Origin of the sequence: Paraburkholderia megapolitana (assembly GCF_007556815.1) — a bacterium.
GTDB lineage: Bacteria > Pseudomonadota > Gammaproteobacteria > Burkholderiales > Burkholderiaceae > Paraburkholderia > Paraburkholderia megapolitana.
On record NZ_CP041745.1, the window covers coordinates 2463212 to 2476178 of the forward strand.

The following is a 12967-nucleotide window of genomic DNA, read 5'->3' on the forward strand; positions in this document are numbered from 1 at the left end:
AAGTCTCCGTACGTCGGTGGTCCGACTGATTAACTGTCCCAGGCACGGTGCCATCACCCGGCGTCTGGTCAGAATTGTCCGGAAAGCAGGTGCCCTGCGCCGCGTACTTCGGCCTTCAGATCAAGGGTCTTGAGAATGCGATAGACGGTAGCGACCGCTGCCGACAATACCGGCTTGCCCAAACGGTCCTCGACCAGCTGGATCGCGGGCAGCGAGGGCATCTGTACACAGGCGGACAATACGACGGCGTCGGCTTCGCTGACATCGAGCCGTTTCACATGTTCAAGCAGATTCATCGGATCCAGGCGCCCCACTTCGAGGTTGTCGGAGACCTCGAGACTGAGGGTGTCCGTCACCTCGATGTCTTCGCTTTCGATATAGGTGGCGACCTGCTGCGTGAGCGGCTTCATGTAGGGCGTGAGAATGGCGACCTTGCGAAAACCCATCGCCTTGATTCCTTCGCATAGTGCACCGGCCGAACTGATCACCGGTGTGGGCACCCCGTTCTCCTCTGCGACCCGGCTCAGCCGGGACTCGGACTGACGATGGTATCCCGGCCCCTGACACATGATCGCTACGAGACATGCGTACGCGAGCACGTCGCATCGCGCATCGATCAATTCCGCTGCACAGCGGTCGCTTTGCACGTCCATGTTCTTCAGTTCCTCGGGGGTCACGTGCATCATGCGCATGCGCGCCGAGTGGAAGGTGAAGCGTTCCTCCGGAAACAAGGCCTGCCGTGCATTGAGCATCGCAGGGATTTCTGTCTCCATCGTGGTATTGGAACTCGGCACGATCTGGCCGATTCGATAGCTCTTCATAAACTGCTCCGGTTGATTGGAAAAATTCAGTTGCCGCTAGTCAATTGCGCGCCCTTTGTCTCACGCAACGTGAACACCAGCGCGGCAGCACACAGGTAGGTCACTGAAGCCATGCAATAGGTCAGCGTGAAACCCAGGATGGGGATCAGCATCGGCACCAGCTTGATGCCGGCGATCGCACCGACACGGCCGAAGTTGAAGCAGAACCCGGCCGCCGTGGAGCGGACGCTGGTCGGGAACAGCTCGGCATACCAGGCGCCGAATCCGCTGAAATAGCCCGTGAAAAAGCCCAGCAAAGCGGAAAGCCCGCCGATGCCAGCAATGTTTCCAGTCGTCCACGCAAGCCGGCCGTCGTACAGCGGAATCATGCGTGCGCCATAGGCGAAGATCGGCACAGCCAGTGCGATGCCGAGAAAGAAAACCGCAAACGCCTGACGTCGACCCACACGCTCCGCCAGGACGCCATAGAGCAGATAACCGAGCGTTGCACCCACCCCTGTCCATACCAGGAACACCGGCGCCTGATCGATCCTCACGTTCAGGACGCTCTGCAGGTAGATCGGCGTGAAGGTCATGATGATCCAGTAACCGAACATGCCGAGGATCGAGATGGAGAGTGCAAGCAGGGTCGTTCTGCGCAGATCCGCGTTGAATATCTGCAGCAGCCCCGCCCTGGTCTTGTTACGACGCAGGAACTCGCGGTTCTCGAGCCAGACTGGCGATTCCTTGACGAACGCCAGAATCAGCAGCGCAACGCAATAGGCGGGCGCTGCCGACATCATGAACAGCCGTCGCCACGAGGCAGGATCGGAGGCGTCCAGCAGCGTCCACGCGAAGACGGCCGCAAGAAGGCTGCCCGCCGACCAGCCGGTCTGCATGAACGCCATGGCTTTAGCGCGGCCGGAGGCCGGCCACACTTCACCTACCAGCGCGACGGCAGCAGACCACAACCCGCCCACTCCAATGCCCACGGCAAAGCGATACACGCTGAGCTCGGTGACGCTATGCGCGAAGCCGCATAGCAAGGTACCGGTCGCATAGGTCAGTACCGAGATCAGCAGCGCGCGCTTACGTCCGATCCGGTCAGACAGGTTCCCTAGCAGCAGGCCGCCTACGCCCGTCGCAAGCAGGAACCAGGCGACGATCGAGACAACCTGCCCGAGCGTTGCCCCGAACGTGTGTGCGATGGAAAGAATCACGAAGCTGAAGATGGTTGCATCGAGGGCATCGAACAGCCACGCTCCCCACGTACCGCCGAGCGTCGCGTAACGCACGAATCGCGACGAAACTCCGATCTCCATTACCTGCGTTTCTCGCAACGTCTCCATGGCTCCTCCGATTTCCTTTGTCTGGTTTTTTGCATGCATGGAGCGCGTACCTTCACCGCGCAAGCATTGGTTTGCGCGAGGTTGCGTCTGTCAGACATGTCATTGACCCGGCCGCTGTCTTTGTAAATTTGCGGACCTCGGCCTCGATTGACTTATCGTAGGGGGCTGGCGAAACCCTGTATATCAACGAGTTGCGACCGTGCCATCGCGAAACGCGATGGCAGCCGGCAAGGTTTCAGCGGGAGGCGCGCAGGTGGTCAAAGAAGAGTCTCGCAACGGGCGACAGGGCGTCGACACGACGCACGCAAACGGAGAGTTCGCGGCTCGCCCATGAATCTTCAAGCGCTAGCGTACGTGTTCCCGAAAGCGCATAGATCTCGACAATGCCAGCGGGCAGCACGCCGATCCCGACACCGCACTCGACCATCTTGCACAGCACATCGTAAGAAGCGACCTCCACCCGGGAGCGCAGCAATTTACCGGCTTGCCCCGCAGCCGTCAGCATGCGCAGGCGCAGATGAGTGCCGGTACGCAACACGACATGCTCGTAGTCGAGTACCTCCGAGAACGTAACCGACTCGCGCGCAGCGAGCGGATGATCCTCGCGCACGAGCACTTTCAGTTCGTCATGACGAAACGGATAGACCTCGATATCGGCGCTGTATGGCAGGCTGGTAAAGACGCCTATGTCAGCCAGGTTCTCAGCGATACCTTCGGTAATCGACAGACTGTCGCGCTCCATCAACCGGAACTGCACGTCCGGATAACGTTCGCCAAACGATTTGACAAGCGGCGGGATGAAGGTCGACACCGCCGAGATATTGACGAGCAGTCGCACCAGTCCGCGGGTCCCGTCGGAGAACTCCCGCATCCGCGTGACGATGTTTTGCAGATCGTCCAGCACGTCGCGCGCCATGACCGAGAGATTGATCCCGGCCGCGGTCGGCGTAATGCCTTTATTCGTGCGTACCAGCAGCGGTGTGCCGAGTGCCTCTTCGAGATCGCTGAGCCGTCGGCTGATTGCCGCCGCGGCAATATGCTCACGGGTGGCTACGCTCGTGATAGTGCCGTCCTCGACGACCCGCACGAATAATCTCAAGGAAAGAGGGTCGAGTTTCACGGCAATTGGCGCTCGTCATCGGGAAGGGTCGGCGGAACACATACGGCCGCATCACTGTACCGCGCACCATCGAAAAGGCTATCCAATACAATCAGTTTGACCGGATTGACCGACTATTTGACCGGATACGGAGCCACCGGCTTGATTAGCGCCCATACAATGCCTTAACCATGTGGTCGCCGTTTCCGGTCGGGCACATGCCTGATTTCCTCATTGCCCCCCAGGACGACACCCCACCATGCAACTCATCAGTCAAAGCTTTAAAAACGGCGCAACGATTCCCGGCGAGTTCGCATTTGCCGTCGCCGACCCGGTCTCGCACGTCGCCCTGTCGTCAAACCGCAATCCTCATCTGGCGTGGAGCGACGTGCCCGAAGGAACGCAATCGTTCGTCGTGGTCTGCCACGATCCGGATGTGCCGAGCCGCGGCGACGACGTCAACCAGGAGGGCCGTGAAGTACCTGCTTCGCTGCCTCGCGTCGACTTCTTCCATTGGCTTCTGCTCGACATCCCGACCGGTATCACCGAGATTCCCGCCGGCACGCACGCCAGTGGCGTCACGCCGCGAGGCAAGGCCGGCCCGCTTGCCCATAATGGCTGGCGCCACGGTATCAACGACTACACGGGCTGGTTCGCGAACGACGAGCACATGCAGGGCGAGTACTATGGCTACGATGGTCCGTGCCCGCCGTGGAACGATGCGATCGTCCACCATTACGTGTTCACGGTCTATGCGCTTGCCGCTCCCACGCTCGAAGTCAGCGGTCCGCTTACCGGAGCGAACGTGCGCGCCGCGCTTGCCTCCGCATCCGTGCTGGGTCAAGCCAGCGTGACCGGACTGTACAGCCTGAACCCGAAGGTTCTGCTCGACTAGCGATATCGCATCCACGATCCAGCCATGGCCTCGCCTCACCTCATTTCCGATGACGCCCTACCGCTCTCCAAAGTTCGGGAGCCGATGGGAGAGGCGAGCTGGCATCTGCCATCCGGCGCGCCTGTATCGAGGCACAACCTGTGCGGTCTGGCGCGGCCATGCTTGAGGCAGGCCCTGCGAACCCAACGTTTCCGCTTTTTTGAAGCGACCGTGTTGCTTGTGGTGACAGGTCGATTGACGCTCGACGACGGAACACAACGACTGGTGGTCGATAGCCCGTCGTCCCTGATCCTCGTCGACCAGAGCACGTGCACGGATATCCTGAAGACCCCCGGGGGCGATGAAGGCCGCTTCCGTTCGATCTTCCTGACGTTGTCAACCGGACTGCTTGCTGAGTTCCATCGTCATCACCCTTCCACGCGAACGAAAGAGCGCCGGTCGATGGCATTCCAGCAGGTTCCGCTAGACGATGATTTGTCGTCGACGTTCGAACATTGCGTGCAGAGCATCGAAGCACACCAGATTAGCGATCAACGGCTTCTGCATCGCCTGATGGACTTGCTGATCGCGCTGTCGGACCGCGGCCATCAGTTTGCCTGTGACGGGTTGCAGATAACCACCTCGGAACGATTGCGCAGCCTCATCAGCGAGGCACCCGAGCGTCGCTGGACAGCGCAGGAAGCCGGTCGCGAACTCGCAATGAGCGAATCGACATTGCGCCGGCGCCTGGCCACAGAACAGGTGCGCTTCGAGGAATTGCTCCTCGACACCCGCATGCATCACGCCATGATGCTGATGCAGACAACGGCCTGGACCATTCCGCATATTGCTCAGGCCTGCGGGTACAAATCCCGCACGCGATTTGCAGAACGCTTCAAGGAACGATTCGGCCGTGCGCCATCCAGCGTCCGCTGAGCGGTAGTGCCTATCCCACCGCCTCCGCCATCCGCCGCTTCTCCGCCCGCTGCATGAAATGATTCCCGATGATCACACCGGCGGTCACGACGGCGATAAACAGCGTCGCGAGCGCATTCATCTCGGGATTCAAGCCAAGCCGCACGCGCGAAAACACGACCAGTGGCAACGTCGTCGAACCGGGCCCGGACAGAAACGCCGACAGCACGAGATCGTCGATTGACAGCGTGAACGACAGCAGCCAGCCCGCAATCAACGCCTGCGAAATCAGCGGCAACGTGATCGCGAAGAACACGCGCAGCGGCGTCGCGCCAAGATCGAGCGCAGCCTCTTCGAGCGACGGATGCAGCTCACGCACACGCGACTGCACGATGATCGCGACGTAGGAAATACACAGCATCACGTGACCGATCCAGATCGTGAAGATGCCGCGCCCCGCCGGCCAGCCAAACCACTTCTCCATTTCGATGAAGAGCAGCAGCAGCGAGATGCCCTGAATCACCTCGGGGATCACCAGCGGCGCGTTGATCATCCCGGTGTACAGCGTGAAGCCGCGAAAGCGGCCCATGCGCGCCATCACGAAGCCGGCCCACGTGCCGATGAACACCGACGCGAAAGCGGTCAGCAGCGCGATGCGCAGCGACAGCCACGCCGCCGCAATCAGCTCGTCGTCCTGCAACAACGCGGCATACCAGCGCGTCGAAAACCGCGTCCAGACCGTGACGAGCTGCGACTCGTTGAACGAATAGACGACGAGGCTGACGATCGGCACATACAGGAACAGAAAGCCGATCCCGAGCGCGATGAACTGAAGGATGCGATTCGGTTTCATCGACGCTTCTCCCCCAGTTCCTTCGCCTGCGAGTACTGGAAGAGCGCCATCGGCACCAGCAGCAGCAACACCATCGCGCACGTCACCGCAGATGCCATCGGCCAGTCCGCATTGTCGAAGAACTCGTTCCACATGACGCGGCCAATCATCAGCGTATTCGCACCGCCGAGTAGTTCCGGAATCACGTACTCACCCACCGCCGGAATGAACACCAGCAGGCAACCGGCGATCACACCGTTTCTCGACAGCGGCAGCGTGATCTGCCAGAACGCCTTCCACGGCTTCGCGCCGAGATCGTAGGCGGCTTCGAGCAGCGTCATGTCCATCTTGACGAGGTGCGCGTAGAGCGGCATCACGAGAAACGGCAGGTACGAATACACCATGCCGATATAGACGGCCGCGTTCGTGTGATACAGCTCGATCGGCGTATGAATCAGACCGATCGACATCAGGAAATTGTTCAACAGGCCGTTGTTCTTGAGGATGCCGATCCACGCATACACGCGGATCAGGAACGACGTCCAGAATGGCAGCATCACCGCCATCATCAGGATGTTGCGCGTAGCCGGATTCGAGCGCGCGATGTAGTACGCCATCGGGTAGCCGAGCAGCAGACACAGCAGCGTCGAAATCGCCGCGACCACCACCGAGTTCACATAGGTCGCGAAGTACAGGCTGTCGGTCAGCAGGAACGCGTAGTGCGACAGATCGAACGCGAACTGGACCACGCCGTCTTTCAACGTCACCAGTTCGGTGTACGGCGGAATGCCGAGCCGCAGGTCGGCGAAGCTGATCTTCACGACCAGCAGGAACGGCACGAGGAAGAACAGCAACAACCAGATGAACGGACCCGCCACGACGGCGGTGCTACCCTTCAGGTTGAAGCGCCGCACCGGCCACGCAATGAAAGCATCGAGTGCGCGCTTCATGATGTCAGCACCACACCGGCCGATGCGCTCCAGCGTACGTAGACCTCGTCGCCCCAGGTCGGCGAGTCGATCTCGGAGAGCGCGAGGCTCGTGACGTTCGCGATCACCGTCTTGCCGCCGTCGAGCTTCACGTGATACAGCGAATAGCCGCCCATGTAAGCGATGTTCGAGACAACGCCCTTGCCCCAGTTGTAGGTGCCCTCAGGCGGCTTGCGCGTAAGCGCGATGCGCTCGGGACGCACCGAGATCGTCACCGGCATGCCAAGCGGTCCGGTGATGCCGTGGCTCACGTACAGGCGGGTCGGCAGATCGGCGGTTTCGATGAACACGTGGTCGGGCTCGTCCTCGACCACATTCCCGTCGAACAGATTCGTCGAGCCGATGAACTCCGCCGAGAAACGACAGTTCGGAAACTCATAGACTTCGTGCGGCGTACCGAGCTGCATGATCTCGCCCTCGCTCATCACCGCGAGACGCGAAGCCATCGTCATCGCTTCTTCCTGATCGTGCGTGACCATCATGCAGGTCACGCCGACCTTGTCGAGAATGTTGACGAGTTCGATCTGCGTGCGTTGACGGATCTGTTTATCGAGCGCGGACATCGGCTCGTCGAGCAGCAGCAACTTCGGCCGCTTCACCAGCGAGCGCGCGAGCGCCGCGCGCTGCTGCTGGCCACCCGACAGCTGATGCGGTTTGCGCTTCGCATAGCGCGCCATCTGCACGAGTTCGAGTGCGCTCTGCACACGGTCTTTCAGTTCCGCTTTCGGCACGCCTTCCTGCTTCAGGCCGAACGCGACATTCGACTCGACCGTCATGTGCGGAAACAACGCATACGACTGGAACATCATGTTGACCGGCCGTCGGTACGGCGGCAACTGCGCGAGGTCTTCGCCATCGATCAGGATCTTGCCCGACGTGACGCTCTCAAGACCGGCCATCATGCGCAGCAGGGTCGACTTGCCGCAGCCCGAGCTGCCGAGCAGCGCGAACAGCTCGCCCTTGCGGATGGACAGGTTGACCTCTTTGACGGCCACCGTCTCGCCGAATTTCTTCACGACGTCGACGATCTGCACGAAGTTATCGGTGGCACCCCCGGCGGCGCCACCGACGACACTGCCGGCCGTGCCCGGCAAGCTCGACTGGTCACTCATGATCGATTGCTTTTACCTGTTTCTCAGCTGCGTTAGACGAACAAAGCCCCCGGTGAGTACCGAGGGCTTCAGGAGTTGCGTGGCCGTTTCCTGCGATCCGCTATCGCTATCGATGCTTCAGCGGCCGGACTTGAATTCGGTCCAGAGCCGGGTCTGCAGACGCTGGATTTCAGGCGGCAGCGGCTTCATCAGGAACAGCGTCTTGACGACGTCCTGCGGCGGATAGACGGCCGGATCGTTCGCCACGTCCTTGTCCACGTACTTGCGCGCTTCGGCGTTCGCACTCGGGTAGTAGACGGCATTCGTGATCGCTGCGTGCACCTGCGGCGTCTCGATGTAGTTGATCCATTCGAGCGCGGCTTCCTTGTGCTTCGCGTCCTTCGGAATCGCCATCACGTCGAACCACACCGGCGCCCCGCCCTGCGGAATGTAGTACTCGACCTTGTACGGCTTCTTCGCTTCCAGCGTGCGGTGCTTCGCAATCACCACGTCGCCCGAATAGCCGTACGCGAAGCAGATGTCGCCACCGACCAGATCGTTGATATAACCCGACGAGTTGAACTGCGTGATGTACGGACGGATCTTCTTCATCATCGCGAGCGCCGCGCGATAGTCGTCCGGATTCGTGCTCATCGGGTCTTTGCCCATGTAGTGCAGCGCGGCGGCAAACACCTGGTCCGGTGCGTCGAGCAGCGACACGCCGCAAGCCTTCAGCTTCGAGATGTTTTCCGGCTTGAACAGGACGTCCCAGCTGTTGAGCGGCACGTTGCTGCCAAGCAGCTTTTGCGCCTTGGTCACGTTGTAGCCGAGACCGGTCGTGCCATATGCCCACGGCACCGAGAACTGGTTGCCCGGATCTGCACCGGCGATGAGCGCCATCAGTGCGGGATCGAGATACTTGAGATTCGGCAGCTTCGATTTGTCGAGCGGCGCGAAGATGCCTGCTGCGATCTGCTTGCCTGCGTAGTTGCTGGTCGGTACGACAATGTCGTAACCGGAATTGCCGGTGAGGAGCTTGGCCTGCAGCGTGTCGTCGCTGTCGTAGTTGTCGTACTGGACCTTGACGCCGGTCTGTTTGGTGAAGTTCGGGATTGTGTCCTTGGCGATGTAATCCGACCAGTTGTACACATTCAGCTGCGTGTCCTTCGCTGCCGCCGTCACCCACGGTGCCGCACACAATACGAGCGCGGCCAGCCGGCCCATCACCTGTCTCTTCATCCTGTTCTCCGTTGCCGACCGGCCCGAACCGGTCGCTCATGTAACTTACGTCGCCGATGCCGCGCGTCCGCGCACGGCACCCCCGAAAAATTCGAAAACTACCATTAATTGCTGCGCGCGCCAAAGAAAAAACCTTCCTGTCGCACAAACAGTACAGGGCGTGCGACCTGTCGTTGTTGGGTCCGCTGCATTCCTGTGCCGGTTTTTGCCTTTGCCGTGTAAATCTCGCGCTGCAAAACGGGCGCAATTTTAACGGGTTATGCGCGCGTGTCCAGCCGGAAAAAAACCTCCCGCTCCGGTAGCATCCTGCCGGGCCGGTGAACGGTCCGCGCGCCATATCCCGCCGACGGCTTATCGCCAATGCATATTGACGCACGCGCGGCAGGGTAATCGATGTTCGCAGCCGCGTTGAAGGGCACAATAGGCCTGACCGGGTCGCCCGACACCTCGCGCGGTCGGGCCCGCTGCCTGCGCCAAACCGGCTTACCGGCTGTACCGTCCAGGGTTCGCGATGAATACCAACCCGTTTGCGCTGCGTCCGAATCGCCGCCGCCCGCCTCAGGGCGGCGAGCCGGGCCGGCCCGCGCACTGGTTTTCGTTCGTCGGGGCGGGAGCGCTGATCGCGGTCGGCTACATGGACCCGGGCAATTGGGCTACCGCGCTGGCCGGCGGTGCGAGCTACGGCTACAGGTTGCTCAGCGTCGTGCTGCTATCGAGCCTGATGGCGATGCTGCTGCAATGGATCTCGTCGCGACTCGGCCTCGTCACCGGGCGCGATCTGGCGCAGTTATGCCGTGAACGCAATAGCCGCGCGGCGACGGTCTTCCTGTGGATCACCAGCGAAATCGCGATCATCGCGTGCGATGTCGCCGAAGTGGTCGGCAGCGCGGTGGCGCTGCAACTGTTGCTCGGCGTGTCGCTGACGGTCGGGGTGTTGTTATCGGCGGTCGGCACGCTCGCGATGCTCGCACTTCAGCAGTACGGCAGGCGCACGCTTGAAGCCGTCGTCGTCTTACTGATTCTGTTCGTCGGGATGTGCTTCGTCGTCGAACTCGCGCTCGCCAGACCCGACTGGCACGCGGCGCTCGCCGGCACCGTGCCAAGTAGCGAGCTGCTGCGCAACGCCGGAATGGTCTGGCTCGCGGCCGGAATTCTCGGCGCGACGGTGATGCCGCACAACCTTTACCTGCACTCGGCGCTCGTCAAGCAACATGCGCCCGGTGGCACCCGGGCGGAAATCGCCCATGCACTACGCGGCGTGAACTTCGATACTTTCGGCTCGCTGTCGTTTGCGTTCGTGATCAACGCGGCGCTGCTGATACTCGCGGCCGCCGTGTTCTACGCGAACGGCCATCGCAACGTGACCGATCTCGCCGACGCGCACCGGCTGATCGCGCCGATCGTCGGGTCGCGCTGGGCCAGCATCCTGTTTGCGGCGGCGCTACTCGCCTGCGGGCTGAACGCCACGGTGACGGGGACGCTGGCCGGCCAGGTCGTGATGGAAGGTTTTTTGCGGCTGCGGCTGCCGCGCTGGCAACGTGCGTTGCTGACCCGGGCGCTCGCAATGGGGCCTGCGCTGCTGGCAGTTGCGCTGTTCGGTCCGCATGGTTCGAACCAGTTGCTCGTGGCGAGCCAGGTTGTGCTGAGCCTGCAATTGCCGCTAGCCGTGGTGCCGCTGATCCGTTATGCGTCCGATCCGCTGTTGATGCACGACTGGCGCGTGCGCGGTGTGCCGCTGCTGCTCGCGTGGCTTTGCGCCGTGGCGATCCTCGTGCTCAATGGGGTGCTGGTCTGGCAGGTTGCGACCGGGTCATGAGCTGTTTCTTCACGCAGGCGCCCGCGTCCTTTCGTTTAACATAGCGGGACGTTCCCGTTTTTTCGCTTCCAGCTTCAAGGTCTTCGATGGCATCCAATCTTCACGCACTTCCCGACAGCCCCTGCATCGGCGTCTGCTCGACGCTTTTCGACGAAATCTGCAAGGGCTGCGGCCGGACGGCCGGCGAAGTAGCGAACTGGGTCTTCATGACCGACGACGAAAAACGCGCGGTGTGGGAGCGTATTCAGCGTGAAGGTACTGCGATGCGGTTTCAGTACGACAAGCTGTAACGCGGCGGCGTGGGTCACATGAGCAACCTCGCCGCCGGTCGGTGTGCTTACTCCACACCCTGGCTAGCGAGGAAATCCTCGTAATTCCCACCAAAGTCATTCAACGTGCCATCCGTCTTCACTTCAATGATGCGATTGGCCAAGCCATTCACGAACTCGCGATCGTGCGACACGAAGATCAGCGTGCCTTCGTATTTCTCGAGCGCGATCTGCAGCGACTCGATCGATTCCATGTCCATGTGGTTGGTCGGCTCGTCCATCAGCAGCACGTTGTGACGGCCGAGCATGAGCTTGCCCCAGATCATGCGGCCCTTCTCGCCGCCCGACAGCACCTTCACCGACTTGCGGATATCGTCCGCGTTGAACAGCAGCCGGCCGAGCGTGCCGCGCACCGACTGTTCGTCGTCGCCTTCCTGGCGATAACCGTCGATCCACTCCATCAGCGTGACGTCGTCCGGGAATTCCTCATAGGTGTCCTGCGGCATGTAGCCGAGGTTCGCGTTCTCGGCCCACTTGATCGTGCCGTGATCGACCTTGAGGTTGCCCCTCAGCGTACGCAGCAACGTCGTCTTGCCCGCGCCGTTCTCGCCGATGATCGCGATGCGCTCGCCCGGCTGCACGCTGATGCTGAAGTTGTTGAAGATCGTGCGGTCGTACTTCTTGGTGATCTTCTCCGCGACGACGGCGATGTTATGCAGCTTCTTCTCGTACTCGAAGCGGATAAACGGGTTCTGCCGCGACGACGGCTTGAATTCCTCGATCTTGATCTTGTCGATCATCTTCATGCGGCTAGTGGCCTGACGGGCCTTCGACTTGTTCGCCGAGAAGCGGCGCACGAAGTCCTGCAGGTCGGCCACGCGTTCCTTGGCCTTCGCGTTGGCGCTCTGCTGACGCTCGCGCGCCTGCGTGCTCGCCAGCATGTAGTCGTCGTAGTTGCCCGGATAGACCTTCAGCGTGCCGAAGTCCATGTCGGCCATGTGCGTGCAGACCTGGTTCAGGAAGTGTCGATCGTGCGAGATGATGATCATCGTCGAGTTGTACTGGTTGAGCACGTCTTCCAGCCAGCGGATCGAGTTGATGTCGAGGTTGTTGGTCGGCTCGTCGAGCAGCAGCACATCGGGCTTCGAGAACAGCGCCTGTGCGAGCAGCACGCGCAGTTTCCAGCCGGGCGCGACGTTGCTCATCGGGCCGTTGTGCAGGTCGATGGCAATACCGATGCCGAGCAGCAGTTCGCCCGCGCGCGCTTCGGCCGTGTAGCCGTCGTACTCGGAGAACTTCGCTTCGAGTTCGGCGGCGTGCATGTAGTCGTCGTCGGTGGCATCCGGGTTCGCGTAGATTGCGTCGCGCTCGGTCATCGCGGCCCACATCTCGGTGTGGCCCATCATGACGACGTCGAGCACCCGTACGTCTTCGTACGCAAACTGGTCCTGGCGCAGCTTGCCGAGGCGGATATTCGGTTCGAGCATCACGGTGCCCGAACTCGACTCCAGGTCGCTGCCGAGGATCTTCATGAACGTGGACTTGCCGCAGCCGTTCGCCCCAATCAGGCCATAGCGGTTCCCTTCCCCGAATTTGACCGAGATGTTCTCGAAGAGGGGCTTCGGCCCGAATTGCATGGTGATGTTGGCGGTAGACAGCACAGCGCGTCCCTTTGAAAGGTAGTACGGCGAAAA

The 12967-nt window shown here is 61.2% G+C and carries 12 protein-coding genes; 4 read left to right on the top strand and 8 right to left on the bottom strand.

Annotation, left to right across the window (positions count from 1 at the left end):
- Positions 1–68 precede the first annotated feature (68 nt).
- From FNZ07_RS24215 to FNZ07_RS24225, 3 genes are all read right to left on the bottom strand, one after another.
- Entirely contained in the window at positions 69–821 is a 753-nt protein-coding gene (locus FNZ07_RS24215; protein WP_091013546.1) for a maleate cis-trans isomerase family protein, read from the bottom strand.
- A gap of 26 nt (positions 822–847) precedes the next feature.
- Complete coding sequence (locus FNZ07_RS24220) at positions 848–2149, bottom strand: MFS transporter (protein ID WP_177228291.1); 1302 nt, start codon at positions 2147–2149, stop codon at positions 848–850.
- A 235-nt stretch (positions 2150–2384) separates the two neighbouring features.
- Positions 2385–3269, bottom strand: coding sequence for a LysR family transcriptional regulator (locus FNZ07_RS24225; protein ID WP_091013553.1), 885 nt, complete (start codon positions 3267–3269; stop codon positions 2385–2387).
- 238 nt (positions 3270–3507) lie between these two features.
- Between FNZ07_RS24225 and FNZ07_RS24230 the strand changes: the two genes are divergently transcribed.
- Positions 3508–4143: a YbhB/YbcL family Raf kinase inhibitor-like protein gene (locus tag FNZ07_RS24230; protein ID WP_091013556.1), complete on the top strand. Its 636-nt coding sequence runs from the start codon at positions 3508–3510 to the stop codon at positions 4141–4143.
- 24 nt (positions 4144–4167) lie between these two features.
- Complete coding sequence (locus FNZ07_RS24235; RefSeq protein WP_091013559.1) at positions 4168–5058, top strand: helix-turn-helix domain-containing protein; 891 nt, start codon at positions 4168–4170, stop codon at positions 5056–5058.
- A 10-nt stretch (positions 5059–5068) separates the two neighbouring features.
- Here the strand turns inward: FNZ07_RS24235 and FNZ07_RS24240 are convergent, their stop codons facing one another.
- The 4 genes from FNZ07_RS24240 to FNZ07_RS24255 all read right to left on the bottom strand — a co-directional run bounded on the left by FNZ07_RS24240 (position 5069) and on the right by FNZ07_RS24255 (position 9188).
- Positions 5069–5890, bottom strand: coding sequence for an ABC transporter permease subunit (locus tag FNZ07_RS24240; protein WP_091013561.1), 822 nt, complete (start codon positions 5888–5890; stop codon positions 5069–5071).
- Positions 5887–6819 carry an ABC transporter permease subunit gene (locus FNZ07_RS24245; RefSeq protein WP_091013566.1) on the bottom strand — a complete coding sequence of 311 codons (933 nt, stop codon included), beginning with the start codon at positions 6817–6819 and terminating at the stop codon, positions 5887–5889. The genes FNZ07_RS24240 and FNZ07_RS24245 overlap by 4 nt, the downstream gene beginning before the upstream one ends.
- Positions 6816–7970 carry an ABC transporter ATP-binding protein gene (locus FNZ07_RS24250; RefSeq protein WP_170275830.1) on the bottom strand — a complete coding sequence of 385 codons (1155 nt, stop codon included), beginning with the start codon at positions 7968–7970 and terminating at the stop codon, positions 6816–6818. Before FNZ07_RS24250 ends, FNZ07_RS24245 begins: the two co-directional genes overlap by 4 nt.
- A 117-nt stretch (positions 7971–8087) precedes the next feature.
- Positions 8088–9188: a polyamine ABC transporter substrate-binding protein gene (locus FNZ07_RS24255; protein WP_091013570.1), complete on the bottom strand. Its 1101-nt coding sequence runs from the start codon at positions 9186–9188 to the stop codon at positions 8088–8090.
- Between the two features lie 511 nt (positions 9189–9699).
- Between FNZ07_RS24255 and FNZ07_RS24260 the strand changes: the two genes are divergently transcribed.
- Together FNZ07_RS24260 and FNZ07_RS24265 are read left to right on the top strand one after the other, a co-directional pair.
- Positions 9700–11004 (top strand): Nramp family divalent metal transporter, encoded by a 1305-nt coding sequence (locus FNZ07_RS24260; protein ID WP_091013574.1) that lies wholly within the window; start codon positions 9700–9702, stop codon positions 11002–11004.
- Positions 11005–11090: 86 nt separating this feature from the next.
- Complete coding sequence (locus FNZ07_RS24265; RefSeq protein WP_091013579.1) at positions 11091–11294, top strand: DUF1289 domain-containing protein; 204 nt, start codon at positions 11091–11093, stop codon at positions 11292–11294.
- Between the two features lie 47 nt (positions 11295–11341).
- Here FNZ07_RS24265 and FNZ07_RS24270 read toward each other — a convergent pair whose 3' ends face one another.
- Positions 11342–12934: an ABC-F family ATPase gene (locus FNZ07_RS24270; protein ID WP_091013583.1), complete on the bottom strand. Its 1593-nt coding sequence runs from the start codon at positions 12932–12934 to the stop codon at positions 11342–11344.
- Positions 12935–12967 lie beyond the last annotated feature (33 nt).